Source organism: Glaciecola sp. G7-5 (genome assembly GCF_055808975.1).
The window spans coordinates 2,342,174-2,360,401 of sequence record NZ_CM147892.1 but is presented as its reverse complement, the minus strand read 5'-3'; the positions used below and the strand labels follow the sequence as shown (position 1 = coordinate 2,360,401).

Annotated in this window: 16 protein-coding genes, 1 tRNA gene and 1 pseudogene; 11 read left to right on the top strand and 7 right to left on the bottom strand. The window is 42.1% G+C overall.

Annotated features, from left to right (window positions below; translation table 11 throughout):
- The first annotated feature begins 71 nt into the window (after positions 1-71).
- From AC0L6H_RS10375 to AC0L6H_RS10360, 4 genes are all read left to right on the top strand, one after another.
- The gene (locus tag AC0L6H_RS10375) at positions 72-767 is read left to right on the top strand and encodes a 5'-methylthioadenosine/adenosylhomocysteine nucleosidase (RefSeq protein ID WP_473394202.1); all 696 of its coding nucleotides are present in this window, start codon (positions 72-74) and stop codon (positions 765-767) included.
- Positions 768-784: 17 nt separating this feature from the next.
- The gene (locus AC0L6H_RS10370) at positions 785-1,786 is read left to right on the top strand and encodes a cobalamin biosynthesis protein (protein ID WP_473394201.1); all 1,002 of its coding nucleotides are present in this window, start codon (positions 785-787) and stop codon (positions 1,784-1,786) included.
- Entirely contained in the window at positions 1,783-2,616 is an 834-nt protein-coding gene (locus AC0L6H_RS10365) for a helical backbone metal receptor (RefSeq protein ID WP_473394200.1), read from the top strand. The genes AC0L6H_RS10370 and AC0L6H_RS10365 overlap by 4 nt, the downstream gene beginning before the upstream one ends.
- A gap of 118 nt (positions 2,617-2,734) precedes the next feature.
- Entirely contained in the window at positions 2,735-4,030 is a 1,296-nt protein-coding gene (locus tag AC0L6H_RS10360; RefSeq protein ID WP_473394198.1) for an OapA family protein, read from the top strand.
- 57 nt (positions 4,031-4,087) lie between these two features.
- Here AC0L6H_RS10360 and AC0L6H_RS10355 read toward each other — a convergent pair whose 3' ends face one another.
- Positions 4,088-4,540 carry an SRPBCC family protein gene (locus tag AC0L6H_RS10355; protein WP_473394197.1) on the bottom strand — a complete coding sequence of 151 codons (453 nt, stop codon included), beginning with the start codon at positions 4,538-4,540 and terminating at the stop codon, positions 4,088-4,090.
- A 133-nt stretch (positions 4,541-4,673) separates the two neighbouring features.
- On the opposite strand from AC0L6H_RS10355, the gene AC0L6H_RS10350 reads away from it, so the two are divergent.
- Positions 4,674-5,612, top strand: a complete 939-nt coding sequence (locus AC0L6H_RS10350) for a D-2-hydroxyacid dehydrogenase (protein WP_473394196.1) — start codon at positions 4,674-4,676, stop codon at positions 5,610-5,612.
- A 26-nt stretch (positions 5,613-5,638) separates the two neighbouring features.
- Here AC0L6H_RS10350 and AC0L6H_RS10345 read toward each other — a convergent pair.
- Positions 5,639-5,803, bottom strand: a pseudogene (locus AC0L6H_RS10345) (metal-dependent phosphohydrolase); the annotation flags it as partial.
- A 75-nt stretch (positions 5,804-5,878) separates the two neighbouring features.
- Between AC0L6H_RS10345 and AC0L6H_RS10340 the strand changes: the two are divergent.
- From AC0L6H_RS10340 to AC0L6H_RS10330, 3 genes are read left to right on the top strand one after another with little or no spacing between them, the layout of a single operon-like run.
- The gene (locus AC0L6H_RS10340) at positions 5,879-6,610 is read left to right on the top strand and encodes a 1-acylglycerol-3-phosphate O-acyltransferase (protein ID WP_473394194.1); all 732 of its coding nucleotides are present in this window, start codon (positions 5,879-5,881) and stop codon (positions 6,608-6,610) included.
- A 57-nt stretch (positions 6,611-6,667) separates the two neighbouring features.
- Positions 6,668-7,075: a ribonuclease E inhibitor RraB gene (rraB, locus tag AC0L6H_RS10335; protein WP_473394193.1), complete on the top strand. Its 408-nt coding sequence runs from the start codon at positions 6,668-6,670 to the stop codon at positions 7,073-7,075.
- A 38-nt stretch (positions 7,076-7,113) separates the two neighbouring features.
- The gene (locus AC0L6H_RS10330) at positions 7,114-7,908 is read left to right on the top strand and encodes a hypothetical protein (RefSeq protein WP_473394192.1); all 795 of its coding nucleotides are present in this window, start codon (positions 7,114-7,116) and stop codon (positions 7,906-7,908) included.
- A 35-nt stretch (positions 7,909-7,943) separates the two neighbouring features.
- Here AC0L6H_RS10330 and AC0L6H_RS10325 read toward each other — a convergent pair whose 3' ends face one another.
- From AC0L6H_RS10325 to pepA, 3 genes are read right to left on the bottom strand one after another with little or no spacing between them, the layout of a single operon-like run.
- Entirely contained in the window at positions 7,944-10,715 is a 2,772-nt protein-coding gene (locus tag AC0L6H_RS10325; RefSeq protein ID WP_473394191.1) for a valine--tRNA ligase, read from the bottom strand.
- Between the two features lie 48 nt (positions 10,716-10,763).
- The gene (locus AC0L6H_RS10320; RefSeq protein ID WP_473394190.1) at positions 10,764-11,225 is read right to left on the bottom strand and encodes a DNA polymerase III subunit chi; all 462 of its coding nucleotides are present in this window, start codon (positions 11,223-11,225) and stop codon (positions 10,764-10,766) included.
- A gap of 54 nt (positions 11,226-11,279) precedes the next feature.
- On the bottom strand, positions 11,280-12,785 hold the full coding sequence (pepA, locus tag AC0L6H_RS10315) for a leucyl aminopeptidase (protein ID WP_473394189.1): 1,506 nt from the start codon (positions 12,783-12,785) through the stop codon (positions 11,280-11,282).
- Positions 12,786-13,056: 271 nt separating this feature from the next.
- On the opposite strand from pepA, the gene lptF reads away from it, so the two are divergent.
- Together lptF and lptG are read left to right on the top strand one after the other, a co-directional pair.
- Positions 13,057-14,169, top strand: coding sequence for an LPS export ABC transporter permease LptF (lptF, locus tag AC0L6H_RS10310; RefSeq protein WP_473394187.1), 1,113 nt, complete (start codon positions 13,057-13,059; stop codon positions 14,167-14,169).
- Position 14,170: 1 nt separating this feature from the next.
- Positions 14,171-15,232, top strand: a complete 1,062-nt coding sequence (gene lptG / locus AC0L6H_RS10305) for an LPS export ABC transporter permease LptG (protein WP_473394186.1) — start codon at positions 14,171-14,173, stop codon at positions 15,230-15,232.
- 10 nt (positions 15,233-15,242) lie between these two features.
- Here lptG and AC0L6H_RS10300 read toward each other — a convergent pair whose 3' ends face one another.
- Positions 15,243-15,740, bottom strand: a complete 498-nt coding sequence (locus AC0L6H_RS10300) for an RDD family protein (protein ID WP_473394185.1) — start codon at positions 15,738-15,740, stop codon at positions 15,243-15,245.
- A gap of 197 nt (positions 15,741-15,937) precedes the next feature.
- On the opposite strand from AC0L6H_RS10300, the gene AC0L6H_RS10295 reads away from it, so the two are divergent.
- Positions 15,938-16,024: transfer RNA gene (locus AC0L6H_RS10295), tRNA-Leu, on the top strand.
- A 35-nt stretch (positions 16,025-16,059) separates the two neighbouring features.
- Here the strand turns inward: AC0L6H_RS10295 and AC0L6H_RS10290 are convergent.
- The gene (locus AC0L6H_RS10290) at positions 16,060-18,228 is read right to left on the bottom strand and encodes a DUF6701 domain-containing protein (RefSeq protein WP_473394184.1); all 2,169 of its coding nucleotides are present in this window, start codon (positions 18,226-18,228) and stop codon (positions 16,060-16,062) included.

Sequence of the window (18,228 nt, the reverse complement as noted above, 5' to 3'; positions counted from 1 at the left end):
TACACTACCCCGCCTGATATGCTTGCGCCCAAAAATACGCAAGCTTTTACACCTCAAGCAAAGGCTTTGTTATGAAAATTGTTATTATTGGCGCTATGGAACAAGAAATAACGCTACTAAAAGAGCAGATCGTAAACTGCGAAACGCAGCAAGTAGCTCACCTCACAGTGTATACAGGCGATATAGGTGAAAACTGGGTTTGTTTAGTACAATGCGGCATTGGCAAAGTTGCCTCAGCGGCCGCGACCGCAATATTAATTCAAGCTTTTGCACCCGACGCTGTTATCAATACCGGTTCAGCAGGTGGTTTTGATCCCCAACTTTCTATTGGCGACGTGGTCATTGCGACCCAACTTTTACATCACGATGTAGACGTGACGCATTTTGGCTACGAATTAGGCCAAGTCCCACAAATGCCTAAATATTATGAGAGTGATGCCAAACTGGTTGTTTTGGCTGAACAAGCTATTGGCGGACTATCAGATATTAAGGTAAAAACTGGCCTTGTTTGCAGCGGCGATAGTTTCGTTGGCAGCGACGATGCGGCAAATAAAATAAAGCAAAATTTTCCGACTATGGCAGCGGTAGAGATGGAAGGCGCGGCAATAGCGCAAGTATGCCATCTAATGCACACACCTTTTGTGGTTATTCGCAGCCTCTCTGATATCGCAGGGAAAACGTCGACAGTTTCTTTTGAAAGCTATCTTGAAACCGCGGCAAAGAACTCAGCTAGGCTTGTACTAGACATTATTCACAAGTGCGCTTAAATACGTAATACAGTCGATTGAATACACTATTTTTAGAAGATTTAAGCAAGCTCGCGCTTTCAGAAACAATGTATCCTGTGCTGGTGGTTTGGCTTGCCTTATCTCTTGAAAAGTGGCTTGTAGTATCAAGTAGCATCGACCCTCTTAGCTTCTTTCGCTTTATTTGCCAGCAAATGGCAAACAAAGTACATAAGCAAGCATATTCTGCTCAGCAATTGGCGATTTCTGGAACCCTAGCACTATTGGTATTAATTATTCCAATCGTGGTAATCGCATACTTACTTCATGCCTTCGCCAGCTACCAATGGCTACTTGACACTTTATTGCTATGGGTACTAATACAGTATACACAAGATCATAAACTACTTAATCAAGGCAACGAAGCTTTAGCAAAGAACAAGAATCAACTAGCTAAGGATTTAATCCAACAAAAAGTATTGAGAAACACGCAGGCCCTTTCGTCCATGGGTTTAGCAAAAGCGAGCATTGAATCTGCATTCTTACGCTATCACCATCAGTTATTTGTCTGTGTTGCATGCTACCTATTGTTTGGCCCTATTGCGGTGCTTAGCTATAGACTTTGTTATGAGGCGCATCAGACTTGGAATAGTAAACTAAGTCACTTTAGTGTATTTGGTCGAAGCGCCAATGTCTTAACTCGATTAATTCAGTTTGTGCCTGCCATCGTTTTTAGTTTCACCTTTATGTTAACAAGTTCCCCAAAAACATTTGTCAGCGAACTAAAATCAAAGCAATTCTGGTTACGCTTGAAACAAACAATGCTTAGCCAGAATATTCATAGCCTCTTGCTATACTCGTTAGCCAAAGGCCTTGACTGCAATACAGGCGGGCCCCTTATGTACCATACGAAAAAGTATCAGCGTCCTAGATTTGTATCAAATAATGCAAATGAACCGACCCCAAGGACACTAAAAACCTTGATTAGTTTGCTCAATCGTCATTTAATCGTAGGCCTTGTTGTCACTACTTGGCTCGTATTTTGGTTTTCAATTCATTGATAAAACATGTCCTGCGCTTATTTAAATATGCAATTCTAGTTTTTGCTTTACACTTAAACGCCCAAGCAAGTACAAAAGAAGTACGTATAATTACCTTAAGTCCTCATTTAACTGAAATTGTTTTTGCTTTAGGTAAAGGCGATCGTCTTGTTGGCGTTAGCGACTATAGTGATTATCCAGCGTCTGCAGTAGACTTGCCTCGTGTCGCCAGTTATGAAGGCGCCAAACTAGCCGACATTATCCGCCTGCAACCCACACATATCTTAGCTTGGCGAGGCGGAAACAAAGATGCGGATATTGAAAAGTTGAAAAACATGGATGTGAAGCTATATGAATCAAGCATTGATTCTGTTGATAGCTTATTAAGTGACATCAACAATATTGGTCAATTCCTTAGCGCTAACACAGAAGCAAACAAACTACTTTCATCTATTAATAGTACTATCGCTAGTATTAGTGAGCGCTACCAAGGCCACTCAAAAACAGCAATATATTACTTAAGCGTTCAACCATTTATGGGACTAGGTAACGACAAATGGCTCAACAGTTTACTTAGTTTATGCGGAATTGAAAATATCTACCTTGACAGCATGAGCGCTTATCCGCAACTTCAAATGGCAGACATTGTTCGTAAACAACCAAATGTAATTATTGCTGGCAGCAACGCGCCTTTGACGAGCATCGAAGCATTTTGGTCGCCACATTCTGGATTGTTACAAAGCCAAATCATACAAGCAAACCCCGACGCTCTGCACCGTTTCACCAATAGAGCCATAGGGGAAATGGAAATATTGTGCGCCAAGACCTACCCAAGCATAGTGCAGCAATAGGTCTGACTGCCGATACTAAAGTTATATATAAACTTGAACCTTTTCACTGGAATAGTGACTAAAATCGGTATATTCTTAAAGATATATAAGCCTTCAATACCAAGCAATTGTCGAGTGTATGATTCAAAAAACGATTAAAAAACTACCGAGAGCACATAGAGTTAGCCTAGCTAGCTTGCTTGCTGTGCTTGTCGTGATTTTGTTTTGGCCCGTTGATGACGTGGCAGCATCCCGCAGCGGCCCTGCAGTCATGCTCGAATTAGGGGTAAAATATCCTGCCCCAATACCTGAGTTCGTATTCGAGGGGGTTGTTGAACCTGTCGAAGAAGAAGCCGCGGATTTCCTGACTCACAAAGTTAAAAGTGGTGACACCCTTGCTAAAATTTTTAGCAAGTTTGATTTAAGTCCTCAAACCACATATAAGGTAAGTAAAGCCGGTGATGAAGCGAAAAAATTGACCAGTTTAAAGCCTGGCGATTTATTATTTTTGCGTATAAATGAAGCCGGTCAGTTGTTGAGTTTAAAGCATCCACTAAACAATACTGAGACCTTGCTAATCCAAGCCAATAACAACAACTTTGAAAGTGCTATTGAAACTAAACAAATCGAAAAGGTATTAAACTTTTCCCAAGGCACTATTAGCAGCAGCTTTTGGAACGCAGGCACCGATGCTGGACTAACTGACATGCAAATTATGGAGTTAGCTGGCATCTTTGGTTGGGACATCGATTTCGCGCAAGAAATTCGCGCTGGTGATACCTTTAATATGGTTTATGAATCGCTATATGTCGACGGTGAATTTATCGGTTTTGGAAATATAGTTGCTGCGGAATTTGTGAATCAAGGCGAAAAGTTTACCGCGGTTAGATACACCGATAATCGCTATTACACGCCCGAAGGTCGCAGCATGCGTAAAAGCTTTCTACGCGCACCAATTAATTTCAAATATGTCAGTTCAAGCTTTAACCCTCGTCGCTTTCACCCTGTTCAAAAACGGATAAAGCCACACAGAGGCGTTGACTATGTGGCGCGTGTGGGAACACCTGTGTTAGCTGCTGGCGATGGTAAAGTAGTGCGCTCAAGCTATAACAAATATAATGGCCATCATGTATTCATTCAGCATGGCGAACGCTATCAAACCAAATATTTGCACTTTACTAAACGGGCGGTGAAAGTCGGCCAAACGGTTAAGCAAGGACAAGTTATTGGATATTTAGGTGCTACTGGCATGGTGACCGGTGCGCACTTGCATTACGAATTTTTAGTCGATGGCGTGCACAGAAATCCTCGCACCGTGAGTTTGCCTAAAGCGCAGCCCATTGATGCATCGCAAAAAGCGAAGTTTATGCAAATTGCCAAACGCCAAGTTGACCTACTTGATAATCACAAACGAATTATGTTGGCAATGAACTAAAAGGAAGGTGTTACTTGTGTGCTAGCCCAAAAAAGCACTAGCAAGTTGTGACCCTAATTATGCAACTAGGGAGTGACGCATTATATTATCTTGCCACGTAGCCAACGACAGTTTCTCTAGGCAGGTTAGCCAACCCTGTTGCTGATACCGCATTTCGTTTTCTTGATGAAAACCCGACTGGGTTAGTTTGATTTGTGTACTTAAATTAGGCATTGAACTAAACACAACATTCACTTTAGTCACATCGTTAGTGTCATCCCATCTCCAAGTAAAACTGATATGTTTGTTATGTTGTATTTTTTGATAGGTGCCGACGATCGTTTGTTGAAATCCGTCAGGGCTTTGGAGAACTGCACGGTAGTTGCCACCCTCAGTAAAATGAGATATAAATTGCGACACGATGAGGTTGCTGGGAGCGAACCACTTTACAATAATTTCTGGATCATTAAACGCATTGTAAACGGTATCTACGTTTGAATTGAATAAACCTGTTAGCGTAAAGTCATACATTTAAAAAGCACCTCTAATAACGAATTTTAATGTCTTGAATTAATACTATCGGCACAAAAATGCGCTTCGCTAGGCCTAGTTTTAGATCTTATTTATTTATCTTTTTTGCCTCAAAAAAGCACAATGGAACTCTATGAAAAACCTCGTAATTTTAAGTAAGGATTGGAAATTCTTGCAAGCTCAGTTTGAGCAAAACAATTATTTGCAGTCACATTTTACGTTACTAAGCGCAACAACAAGTCCTGCTACCGACGTATTGAAAAAGGCCGAAGTCGTTCTAGGCGCACCCGATTTAGGCGCCGCCTATATACAGACATGTACTCATTTACAATGGTTTCAATCAACGTGGGCTGGCAACAATAAACTGCAAAGTATCGCAAAGCAAAACTATATATTAACTGGCGTCAAAGGCGTATTCGGTCAGCAAATGTTAGAGTATGTATTAAGCTATTTACTCTACTTTTCTCGTCGTATAAACGATTTTTCGCAACTGAAAGAAGATAAAACCTGGCGCCAACTGTCCTGCCCGTCTCTATCTGACTATCAAATTGGCATTATGGGCTTGGGTAGCATTGGCACCGAAGTAGCACAAAAACTTCAAAGCTTTGGCATGCGTGTCAATGGCCTTGCTACACAAATCAAACACCTAAGCGGTATCAATGAATATACCCTTAAGGACTTGCCAAAATTTTTGGAAAATTGTGATTTTGTTTTAAACTTACTTCCTGAGACACAAAAGACGATTGGCTTGTGTGACGCAGAGTTTTTCTCTCAGATGAAAGCTTCAAGTGTATTTATTAATGCCGGTCGCGGCAGTGTGATTGACTCCCCAAATAGCGTTATACAGGCATTGAATAATGGGCATTTGAGCGCGGCGGTACTTGATGTGTTTGACCAAGAGCCATTACCCCCTGAACATCCATATTATAATCAAGCAAATATATATATTAGTTGTCATACTGCCGCAATTTCAGACCCACAGAAGGTTTTCGATCTTTTCGAAATGAATGCGAAGCGGTTTATTGAAGGTAAGAGTTTGTTCTATCGGCATAGCTTTGACAAAGCCTATTAAGGCATTTTTTTCAGCGGCTCTTCTGGCATAAAAGCAAGCACTAATACATCAAACACACTTGTGTAGCTCACTTCCCCCTTTCTGAGCAAATCTAAGATATCCTCAAGATATTGCAGTACTTCAATCATGGGGCTAAAGCTAACTAAACCCAAATCCCCTTTTATGGTATTAATTGAACGAAACAATTCGCGATTATTTAAACCTAAGGTGTTTATCTTTCCAAGAGTAAGTATAATTGGAGGCCTAAAAATTAATAAGGAAAGCTAGTGCTTGCGATAGTTCGATGTATTTTGTTACTTGTCTATTTTATTGTTATGAATTTTGGACTGATGATATTTTTCATCTTCCGGCCCATGCATCGCAACAATGTATACGTAGCAGGTCAATATTACTCGATGATGGCCAAGATTTTGGGCGTTACTCTGGTATATAGAGAATCGGATAAAGTAGATTATAATCAATCATATGTGTTTATTGCCAATCATCAAAATAGTTATGACTTGGCTACGGTAAGTCATGGGGCTCGCCCGGGTGTTGTAACCGTAGGTAAAAAAAGCCTTAAATGGATCCCCATTTTTGGTCAGATTTATTGGCTTTCTGGCAACATCATGATTGATCGCAAAAACTCTGGAAAAGCACGTGATACGCTGAGTTTGACTGGTGACAAGATGCGAGAAAGAAACTTGTCTATTTGGATGTTTCCTGAAGGGACACGTAGCCGCGGTAAAGGTTTGCTGCCATTTAAAACTGGAGCATTTAGGTTGGCGATTTCTGAGAACAAAGCTATTGTACCCGTGGTATGTAGTGATATAAATAATAATAAAATTAAACTTAATCGCTGGGACAATGGTGTTGTGATTGTTGAATCTCTCGACCCTGTCACCTTTGATAAGAGCAAAACTGCCAAGCAACTTGCCAGCGAATTTCACACAATAATGCTTGAAGCATATAACAGGGTAACAGAAGAAGCGGCCCAAATGAGTAAGCCGCAAAGCTAGCGCAACATAAGGTTGCCACTAGCTCACTACAGCCTTCAACACGATTAGGAAGTAAAAATGAGTAACGAAGCCCAGCAATGGTATGAATTTAATGAAGAAACGATTCAAGCATTGACCGACGATGGTACTGATACATCTCAAAATCATATTATTGAACACCATATGGCAAGCAAAGACTTTGATTTGCTTGAAAAAGCCGCAGTCGATTCTTTTAAAGCCGGCTTTGAAGTCACTGACGCAGAAGAGCTAATGTTAGACGATGGTGGAACAGTTTTTTGTTTTGATGCCATTGTTGAAAAGCGTCTTGACCTAGATGTATTTAATAAAGACGTAGACATCTTGCTCAAAATCGCAGAAAAACACAGAGTACATTATGATGGCTGGGGCACATATTACGTGGGCGATGACGCCATCGATGATGAAGACGTGTTTGATGACGAAATGTACAACGGCGATATAGACTAAGCCAACAAAGTAAAAGCGCTTTACGTGTAAGGGCAATTATGACAATAAACAAACACCATTTATCACTCTTTTTACTCTTTGTGTGTGGTGTTTTGTTATGTGTTCCTTTGGGTGACAATGTTGGTGCTCAGTTAACTAAAATGCTCGGAGTAACCTTGTCGGTTTATGCGATACTGCGTGGTTTAAATGCCGTAATATCTACCGCTCAGGGAACAGAAGTATCGATTGAACCAATGGGCGTAGGCGTTACCCTAACTCCCGGCGAAATACTTGACCCGCTCAATGATCTAGTCGAGCAAGTATCCACTGTTTTACTTTTTGCCTCGGCGTCCATTGGCGTTCAAAAAATAATCCTAAACCTCACTGATATCGCATTTTTACGCTGGAGTTTATTGGCTGCGGTAGTCATTATTGGTATTTTGGTGGCTAGCCAACGTATTTCCGTTCTGCGTCAACAGACTTTGATTCGCCTGGTTGTATTGCTCACTATTTTGCGCCTTATGGTGCCTGTAATGGTATTGACTTCTAGCTTAATGCAATCGTGGCTTGAACAAGACCGCCAAGCATCGGTATCAACCTTGGTTGTAGCGCAAGATGACATTGAAAACCTAAATAAAACTGCTAGTGAAAAAGAAGAGAGCGGATGGTTTGAAAGCATCAGCAATACTTTCAAGCTTGATGAGATATTTTCTTCCATGGAAAATAAAGCCAACGAAGCAGTCAGTGCTGCTGTTTATATCTTGGCGGAGTTTGTACTGGTGTTTATTCTTATCCCAGTATTGTTCATGTTTGTTGGCTACCGTTTGTTATTTCGGCAACTTTCAAAAAAATAAGACCTTAGCTCACAAGGTGCGCTAAGGTCATTCACTTAAAGTGCTTTTATCGCTTCTACCTGCTCTTGAATCTTCTTCAATTGCATTTCAGCGTCGGCCAGTTTGGCCTTTTCTTTATCGATAACTGCTGCAGGCGCTTTGCTCACAAAGTTTTCATTACTCAGTTTACCTTGCGTACGTTTTACGTCACCTTGTAATTTGTCCGCAGCCTTAGCCAATCGCGCGAGTTCAGCATCTTTGTCAATCAAGCCAGCCATGGGTATCATAATCTCCATTTCGCCAACGAGTGCCGTTGCAGAGGCTGGTGGTGTCTCACCACTGGCCAAGATATCAATTGATTCAAGCTTAGCTAACAAAGATAAATACTCGTAACTACTCGCCAAACGGTTTTTATCGCTTTCACTGGTATTGTTTAGCAGCACAGGTAACTTTTTAGAAGGCGCAATGTCCATTTCGCCGCGTATGTTACGAATACCAACAACGAAGGCTTTTACCCATTCAATATCGGCTTCAGCTTGGGTATCTTTTCGCGCTGCATCCACACTCGGGAACACATCTGCCATAATACTTTCAACCTGAGTAGGGTTTGCTGAAAGCGGCTTAATTTTTTGCCAAATTTCATCGCTAATGAAAGGCATGATTGGGTGTAAAACGCGCATCAAATGCTCAAGTACATTAATCAGTGTATGCCTAGTCCCGCGCTTCTCTGCATCAGTGCTGGTGCTAGAATTTAAAACCGCCTTAGACAATTCTAAATACCAATCGCAGAATTGATTCCAAGTAAATTCATACAAATTTTGAGACGCAATATCAAAGCGGTATTGAGCAATGGCAGTCTCAACATTTTGTAAGGTCGTTTGGAAGCTAGACCAAATCCACTTATCAAATACGCTCAATTGAAGCTCGCCACCTTGATTACCAGTGTCAAACTCTTCGGTATTCATCAATACAAAGCGCGTCGCATTCCAAATTTTATTACAGAAATTGCGGTAGCCCTCAACCCTGCCCATATCAAAATTAATATCACGACTAGTAGAAGCCATGGCCGTAAAGGTAAAACGCAAAGCATCTGTTCCATAAGCGGCAATGCCATTCTCAAATTGTTTGCGCGTCGCTTTTTCTATTTTCTTGGCATCTTTTGGATTCATCATACCGCTGGTGCGTTTAGCCACCAGTGGTTCTAATTCAATACCGTCAATTAAATCAATAGGATCGAGCACGTTTCCTTTTGATTTAGACATTTTATCGCCGTTTTCGTCACGGATTAGACCGGTGATATAAATCTCTTTAAAAGGTATTTTACCTGTGAACTTTTTGGTCATCATGACCATTCTGGCGACCCAGAAAAAGATGATGTCAAAACCGGTCACCAGTACTGAGCTTGGCAAAAACGTCTCAAGTTCAGGAGTCTCTTCTGGCCAGCCCATGGTCGCAAATGGCCACAATGCCGATGAGAACCAAGTATCGAGTACATCATCGTCTTGTCTCAAACTAACAGCATCGTCGAGCTGATGTTTTGCTCTAACATCTTGTTCGTTTTTACCTACGTAAATTTTACCGTTTTCGTCAAACCATGCAGGTATGCGATGACCCCACCACAACTGACGTGAAATACACCAATCTTGAATATTATTCATCCATTGATAGTAGGTTTTATTCCAGTTCTCTGGGATGAATTTAATTTCACCCGACTCAACCGCTTCAATAGCGGGCTTTGCTAAAGACTCAACTGCAACATACCATTGGTCGGTGAGGAATGGTTCAATCACCACACCAGAACGATCGCCACGTGGGACCTTTAATTTATGCGGCTTAATTTCAACCAGTAAGTCCTGTTCCTTAAGCGCATCAACAATCTTTTTACGCGCATCAAAACGGTCTAAACCTTGATACTCAATAGGTGCTTGATCATTAATTTTTGCATCATCGGTGAGGATATTGATAAGCGCTAAGTTATGGCGCTTGCCCATTTCATAATCGTTAAAATCATGGGCAGGCGTTATTTTTACGCAACCGGTTCCAAAGTCTTGGTCAACATAGTCATCCGCGATAATGGGTATTTCTCTACCGGTAATAGGTAAGGTGAGCGTTTTACCGATGAGTGCTTGATAGCGCTCGTCGTCAGGATGTACTGCAACCGCTGAATCTCCCAACATCGTTTCGGGACGCGTGGTGGCGACAACGATATGGCCGCTACCGTCACTAAGCGGGTAACGCATATGCCACATAAAGCCATCTTCTTCTTCACTGATAACTTCAAGGTCTGATACTGCAGTCAGTAGTGCCGGGTCCCAATTTACGAGTCGTTTACCTCGGTAAATCAAGCCTTCGTCATAGAGCTTTATAAACACTTCTTGCACGGCTGCAGATAAATTATCGTCCATGGTGAACACTTCACGTGTCCAGTCAGGTGATGTACCTAAGCGGCGCATTTGCTGCGTGATATTGCCACCTGATTGTGCTTTCCAATCCCACACTCGTTCAACAAATTTTTCACGGCCTAAATCATGACGGGTTTTACCATCAGCATTAAGTTGTCGTTCAACAACCATTTGCGTGGCAATGCCTGCGTGATCAGTGCCTACTTGCCAAAGGGTATTGTCACCCTTCATTCTATGGTAGCGGGTTAAGGCATCCATTATGGTGTGCTGAAAAGCATGGCCCATATGCAAATTGCCGGTAACATTAGGTGGCGGTAGCAAAATACAGTAGGGATCACCTTTGCCGCTAGGTGCGAACAAACCTTGGGATTCCCAATGCTTGTAACAGGCTTGTTCTATCTTATGCGGGTTAAATGTTTTTTCCATTAATGTACTCTTTCAAAATATATTTAATCAAATGGGGCTTAAGGTGTATTAAGCGGTTTTATATTCAAGCTGGCAACCCGCTTGCTTGTATTGTTTATAGCGCTCACGCGCTTGTGCCTTTTCACTTTCGCTTATTGGCACAAAATCGATAATATGCTGGATGTTACTTACATTCTCCAGATAATGTTGTGACAAATTAATCACCACGGCGGTATTTCGCAATTTCGTCATACTTAAATAAGCTGAATGCCAAATAATCTCTACCGGCGTGCCCATCTCTGGGCCTTCACCATAAAGATTATGAGGAATAAAGCTGCTCGCTGGAAACTGCCATATGAGGTCATCAAAGTCCTCTGCTTGCGTTTGCGTGGTACATATTACGCTCACCTTTTTGCGTTTTGAGACACACTCAATGAGCAATTCAGAGGCCTTAACTAATTCGCTAGCAATCTCTTTACTTTCAGCACTTTTGATAGCTTCATTAAGTGCATAGAAGGTGACTAAAGGCATGATATTTAAATTCGCTTATATAGGTTACGCCGCGAGTGCTGAGCAGTCTCTAGACTACTCATCAATTGCGATATTCGCTTTGTTCATTAAAAACTGTGACAGCATAGGAACGGGTCGACCAGTTGCACCTTTTCGTGCTCCGCCAAGCCATGCTGTGCCCGCGATATCAAGATGTGCCCAAGTGTATTTGCGCGCAAAGCGTGATAAGAAACAAGCGGCGGTAATCGCACCTGCTGGCCGGCCACCTAAGTTAGACATGTCAGCGAATGGACTTTCTATTTGCTCTTGATATTCATCCCACAAGGGTAAACGCCAAGCTTTGTCACTGCTTTGCTCCGAGGCATTTAGCATTTCATGCGCTAAAGGGTTGTGTGAAGTAAATACAGCGCTAGCATGTTTACCCAAGGCCACTACGCATGCACCCGTTAAGGTTGCAATATCGATGACAAGTTCTGGCTCGTAGCGTTCGACAAAAGTAAGCGCATCACATAAGACCAAACGCCCTTCAGCATCAGTGTTTAGCACTTCAACAGTTTGCCCTGACATTGTTGTTAAAATATCGCCAGGGCGATACGCGTTTGCATCAGGCATATTTTCGCAACCGGCGATCACGCCAATAATATTGATTGGCAGATTAAGTTCAGCAACCGTATGCATAACACCAAGGACAGATGACGCTCCGCACATGTCGTATTTCATTTCGTCCATTGCATCGCCCGGTTTTAACGATATTCCGCCGCTGTCAAAGGTTAAGCCTTTACCGACTAAGACATAGGGTTTATCACCTTCAGCGCCGCCTTTATGGTGTACCACTGACATAATTGATTCGTTTACAGAACCTCGCCCTACCGCTAAGTAAGTTTGCATGCCAAGCTTTTCCATTTCTGCTTCATCAATCGTTTCTAGCGATAAGGTATCAAACTGACTGACCAATTCTGCACATTGCTCATTTAAGTATTTAGGGTTACATATGTTTGGTGGCATGTTGCTAACATCTTTTGCCACTTTAACGCCTTTACTTACCGCAGCAGCATGCTCAATCGCACGTTCACCTAAATGTAGTTCTTTGCGGGTAGAGACGTTAAACACCATTTTGCGTAGAGGACGACGAGGCTCGCCTTTTTTGGTCTTTAATTGCAAAAAGCTGTATACCGAGTCATTTGCGGCCTCAACGGCTTGGCGAACTTTCCAGTAAGTATCACGCCCTTTAACATGTAACTCAGTCAAAAAACTCACCGCTTCCATCGAGCCGGTTTCGTTTAAGGTTTGAATTGTTTTCGCGACGATTTGTTTATACTGGCGTTCATTAAGTTCACGCTCTTTACCGCAACCGACCAACAATACGCGCTCGCTAAGCACATTGGGTACATGATGAAGCAATAACATTTGCCCGGCTTTACCTTCTAAATCACCGCGGCGAATAAGATTGCTAATATATCCGTCACTTATTTGGTCAAGTTGTTCAGCCACAGTAGTAAGTCGTCTTGGTTCAAACACGCCTACAACGATACACGCACTTCTTTGCTTTTCTGGGCTGCCGCTTTTTACGCCAAATTCCATACTGTCCCCTTGGTATTATTATTGTTATGCCAAATATTGTTTTAGCATGTTTATTGTATTTTTTATGCAAAGCATAAACTTGTTTAAAAACAAGCAAATGGCATAAGTGTACAAGAAAAACTATTTTTTTGTTTTTGCGAAAAAGGTTTGTGTTAAACTGGCAAAAATAGTTGGTGTGTTGTACTAAACTTCTATAAACGCAAAGTTTACTCAAATAACGCCAGATTTTCATCAAAAAACGCTATTTTAGTGAAAAAGACTTCTATCATACATGTTAATTTTCCGATATTTGCTGCGCGAAACCTTTAAATCACAATTGGCTGTGTTTTTCATACTCATGTCGATATTTATAACCCTAAGGTTTGTACGTATTTTAGGTGACGCTACCGACGGAAACGTACCGGCGGATTTAGTCGTTGGCTTTATTACCTTATATAGCCCAGTACTTGCGTCACTAGTACTTCCTATTAGTCTATTTTTAGGTGTTATGCTTGCGCATGGACGTTTGTACGTAGACAGCGAAATGACTGTGCTTCGCGCTTGCGGGGTGAGTGAGTGGTACATTGTACGTGTAACCTTATTTGTCGCTTTTTTAGTTGCCATAGCCACAGCTATAGTCACGCTGTATTTAGCCCCTTTAGCCATGGAAAAAGAATATCAACTACAAGAAGAAGCCGCAGCCAAATCGGGGCTTGCCGCTGTTATTCCGGGGCGTTTCCAACAAACAGGTGAAGACAACTCCGTTATTTTCGTGCATGACGTTGATACTGAAAACGAAAGTCTTTTGAAAGTGTTTTTAGCTCAGCCCAGTGTAAAAGAAGACGATATACACCTAATCTATTCCCAAAGCGGGCGCATCCAACAAGGCCCTGCTGGCGGACAGCAATTGGTGCTTGAGAAAGGTATTCAGTACGAAGGAAGCACCATTGCTAACGATTACCAGATAGTACAGTTTGACGAATACGCAGTAACGATTGACGAACCCGATACCCAAGAAGAACGACGAAAAATGGTCGCAATCCCAACGTTGACCTTATGGGGTATGGACACTATTGAAGCAAAAGCCGAATTTCAATGGCGCTTGGCAATTCCTTTATCGTTGCCTTTTTTGGTGTTAATTGCGGTACCTTTAAGTGCTGTTGATCCACGCCAAGGACGTTTTGGCAAAATGTTACCTGCGCTATTGTTATATTTGGGCTACTTTTTATTATTGCTGGCCAGTAGACGCATTATGGAAGACGGAAAATTACCCAGTTTTGTTGGCCTTTGGTGGGTGCATTTGGTGATGTTGACCGTTGGAACCGGTCTAATTGCGCGCGAACGGAAAACAGGTGCATTTATAAGGCGCTTGTTTCTTGGTTCCAAAAAAGAGGTGAGCCAATAAAATGTTTAAGCTCATCGATTTATATATTGCCCGTACCCTGTTTAGCTCTATCGCAGTAACGCTTTCGGTCCTTATTGGCTTAAGTGCACTAATTAAATTTGTAGAACAATTGCGCCGCGTTGGTCAAGGTGACTACGACATGACCATCGCAGGTCTATATGTGCTGCTTAGCCTTCCTCGAGAGGTAGAACTATTTTTGCCAATGGCAACCTTGCTAGGCGCGCTAATTGGGATGGGTTTATTGGCCCAAAGCAGCGAGTTAGTGGTAATGCAAGCTGCGGGCTTGTCGCGCACAAAAATAACCATCAGCGCGATGAAATCGGTCGTGTTAATTATTGTCGCGGTAATGGCCTTAGGTGAATACGTAACGCCAGTGAGTGAATCAAAGGCAAAACAAATACGCACGCAAGCGTTGTCTGGAGGAAGTTTATTGTCTTCAGATTCGCTTACATGGGCAAAAGATGGCAATGACTTTGTGAGTATTGGCCAGGTGCTAAATCAAAATACGCTACAAAATGTCAACATCTATCAATTTAATGATAGCTTGGCACTGGTACAAGTAATAAGTGCCCAGCAAGCGAGTTTTAATCGTGATAGCTGGCTACTAAGCGATGTCAAACAAGTGGTATTTACACCGCAGCGTATTCAAAATAGCCAAATGCGAAGCTATGAATGGGAAAGTACCATTACCCCTGACAAACTCGGGATAGTTGCAGTAAAGCCTGAGGCTTTATCGATACGCGGCTTAGGTGACTATATCGAATACTTACGAAACAATGGCCAAGATTCTGCGCGTTACGAACTTGCGCTATGGCGTAAAATATTGCAACCGGTGTCGGTAGCAGTGATGTTGTTAATGGCCATGTCATTTATATTTGGCCCGTTGCGTTCAGTTACCATGGGTGCGCGCACCGGCATGGGTATATTGGCAGGATTTGGCTTCTTTGTGAGCAATGAAATGTTTGGACAAGTGGCCTTGGTCTTTCAGTTCCCACCCGTAATTGGTGCTTTGTTACCAAGCTTGCTCTTTACACTCGTGGCAATAATGCTTTTGCGGCGATGACTGCACTGATTTACCAATTTTTGTGGTGATTTTGCTCACTGGTGAGCACCAGCATTTGCGTTCCTGCCACGCGGTCTTGTAAGGATTGCTTTGATTTAAAGTCTAACAGCACAAGCAAGGTGCCTAAACCACCAAGCGAACAAAGCAACCTTAATAGCAGGCGACCATAACCAATCGATACGTCTTCATGCAAACTAAAAATACGCAAACGCCATGCCCGCATACCAAGGGTTTGCCCGCCATTTTTCCAAAACCAAAGAAAGAAGCCCGCGATCCACAAGGCTACCCATATTTGAATAGCAAGCGCATACCAAAAGGATGATTGAATAAGCTCGCTAACATGTTCGTAGCCCTGTTTTGAGAGAAAGCCATTTTCAAGTAGTGCGGTAATAATCCCAGTAATGACTAAAGCCGCAAGTAAGCCAACAGCGATCGCAATAAGCGTGTCATAAACCATGGCAGCTAAACGCCTGAAAAAACCGGCACGTTGTAATTCTGATGTTTTCATAGGAAGAAATATAATGAAACTAATTAGCGATTAATTTCAATATATTATCATCCTTATGCCATCATAGGATGAAATTATCGTTAAGTGCTCTATTTTTATACTGAATCTTGTAAATAAGACTTGATACCCTTAATGATACCGCTATAATTCAACTCCTCCTCGTAAGAGGAAATACCAATACAAGCAATATCCTCAATGCCAGAGTGGCGAAATTGGTAGACGCAGCGGATTCAAAATCCGCCGGTAGTAATACTGTGCCGGTTCAAGTCCGGCCTCTGGTACCATCTCTAACTCACTGATTCGCGCTAACTACGTAAGTTTAGAGATTTTCACGCCAATGTAATAACTTATCATCACCTCGGTAATTACCAAACGACGCTGTCGCTGAGGGCGAATCATCGTATGCTCCATCGTTGTCCCAATCATATTTTAACCAGTCGTAAGCCTCGTAAAAGACCCCAATTTCTCCTTGGTTTCCAGTACCTGGGGCTTGTAAAAGTATAGCCTCAGATCTCCCTGCATTGAAACGCCCTGTTCCACCCACGATCGCACTATAGGAGGGATCTAGGCTGATATTGGTAAGTGACATATCATTTGCATCGTATGCGAGGCAATTATCGTTGGAAGAAAGCCCAAAACCTGTGCCATTAAAATATTCTACTTGGAATTTTTGAGCGAGATCTTCAGTTTCTGGACCAAAGCTATTGTTAAGAAATAAACGCCCAAAATAAATATCTAAACCTGTGGGCGATGCGCTATTCGTTATCGTTGCACTTACGTTGTCAGAATCCATTATTGACGAAACCGAAAAATCAATATCTGAGGTAAAAGGCTGCACAAGCGCATTAGGAGAGCGAACATAATAAAAGTTATCATTACTAGACAATTCATAATGTAACACGCCCTTAGGTAAAGCGACTACACTGGGGAGTGCAGTTAAATCGTTTTGACTAAGCGTACCCAAATTCATCTCTGCGACAATCGGTAGTTTAGCACCATTAACCCCCGTTGCGACTTCATCGAAACTAGGCGTGATTATGCTAACAGTATTGGCACTGAGTTTCATGAAGTCGTTAGCACTTCCCTGACTATCTTCATAATAATTTTGGGTAATGTCTCCCTGTTTATTGAATGCGCTTATTTCAAGCACAGGGTTGCTCAGGTACGAAATCGCACCTTTACTATTTGTTTCCTGATCTTTTTGACCACTGTAGGCTAAGAAGGATATTGCACTGCCACATGTTGCTTGAAATAAACCGTCTTGCGCAATGCTTTGTTCAAAATGATGCGGAATGAAACGGCCAATATTTTGGGCTGCAGCGGACACAATTATGCCTTGATTTCCATAATCATTGTCTTGAATATCTAAATTTAGTAAACCTACTTCTGAATAATAAGCCGAATCGAACGTAGATACACCTCCACTAAAATCACTTAGCGTAACGCTCTCAAAGCTTGGATTGCTATTAGACAATAGACTCAAGCCGTTCGCATAACGGAAGGTTCCATCAACACTGTCTGCTAGCAAGGGTCCGGTGCGCTTCAAAGCCAATTGTAATTGGCCTGGTGAATAATTTGGCGTAATGTCACCCAGACTGTTTAGCGCACTTACGCTTAGTGTAAAGTTCTCGCCCGCTTCATGAGTAATTGCTGATACCGCCGTATCACCATTTAAAGTCGTTGCACCGCTTGTTGCACTAAGTGTGAGTTGAGCTGGGCTGACCCAAAATGCATTACTGTTGCCCACTACTGCAATACCACCTGAATTGTAACTGGCATGTAAACGTATTTTCCCAGCATCTCGATATACAGGGGCTGTTATTGTAGCGATACTCTCAGCATCAAAAGTCAGGCTGATATTACTAGCTGAAGGATGTTTGGCAATATTATTTCCATTGGCGCTAAAACTCAGGCCGCTTACTCCGCTAGGGTCTATATTCTCTTGCGACATAGCGATAGTTGTACTACCACTGAACAAGCCTTCACAAACACCGTTGTTTGATTTCACCGCTTGAATTTGTAAGCTGTCTGCAAACTCAGTACCTGCAGTTTGATTAGCGATAGTACTGTTATTGTTTGTGCCATAAAGAAATTTAAAACCAGCATCGGAAAATAAAATGTCACAGGAGCTTGAGCTACTATCGTCACACTCAAAAGGAGATATCGCAGCAATCGATTCATTGGCGATTGAGAGAGTTACGGTTTCAGCCTCAGTGTTATTAAAGCTTAGCGTCGTGCTACCGGTAAACGTTTCAGAGCTAATAAGCGTACCATCGCCAAGTAAATCAAGGCTAACGGCTTGTGTACTTAAACTTGTACAATTTTCATCTTCGCAGGCTTTAATAGTGACGCTTTCAGCTTCACATGTTAACGCATTACCGTCATGTTCAATCTCATAATGATGTGGGATTATCACTGGGCAAGTATGTCGCTCTGCCATAATATAATTGACTTGTGCCGTCGTTAAGGCTCCCTCGTAAATACGCAA

Coding starts and splice junctions, on each gene's coding strand:
- AC0L6H_RS10375 (WP_473394202.1), top strand. CDS start 72: ATGAAAATTGTTATTATTGGCGCTATGGAACAAGAAATAACGCTACTA.
- AC0L6H_RS10360 (WP_473394198.1), top strand. CDS start 2,735: ATGATTCAAAAAACGATTAAAAAACTACCGAGAGCACATAGAGTTAGC.
- AC0L6H_RS10355 (WP_473394197.1), bottom strand. CDS start 4,540: ATGTATGACTTTACGCTAACAGGTTTATTCAATTCAAACGTAGATACC.
- AC0L6H_RS10350 (WP_473394196.1), top strand. CDS start 4,674: ATGAAAAACCTCGTAATTTTAAGTAAGGATTGGAAATTCTTGCAAGCT.
- rraB (WP_473394193.1), top strand. CDS start 6,668: ATGAGTAACGAAGCCCAGCAATGGTATGAATTTAATGAAGAAACGATT.
- AC0L6H_RS10330 (WP_473394192.1), top strand. CDS start 7,114: ATGACAATAAACAAACACCATTTATCACTCTTTTTACTCTTTGTGTGT.
- AC0L6H_RS10325 (WP_473394191.1), bottom strand. CDS start 10,715: ATGGAAAAAACATTTAACCCGCATAAGATAGAACAAGCCTGTTACAAG.
- AC0L6H_RS10320 (WP_473394190.1), bottom strand. CDS start 11,225: ATGCCTTTAGTCACCTTCTATGCACTTAATGAAGCTATCAAAAGTGCT.
- pepA (WP_473394189.1), bottom strand. CDS start 12,785: ATGGAATTTGGCGTAAAAAGCGGCAGCCCAGAAAAGCAAAGAAGTGCG.
- lptF (WP_473394187.1), top strand. CDS start 13,057: ATGTTAATTTTCCGATATTTGCTGCGCGAAACCTTTAAATCACAATTG.
- lptG (WP_473394186.1), top strand. CDS start 14,171: ATGTTTAAGCTCATCGATTTATATATTGCCCGTACCCTGTTTAGCTCT.
- AC0L6H_RS10300 (WP_473394185.1), bottom strand. CDS start 15,740: ATGAAAACATCAGAATTACAACGTGCCGGTTTTTTCAGGCGTTTAGCT.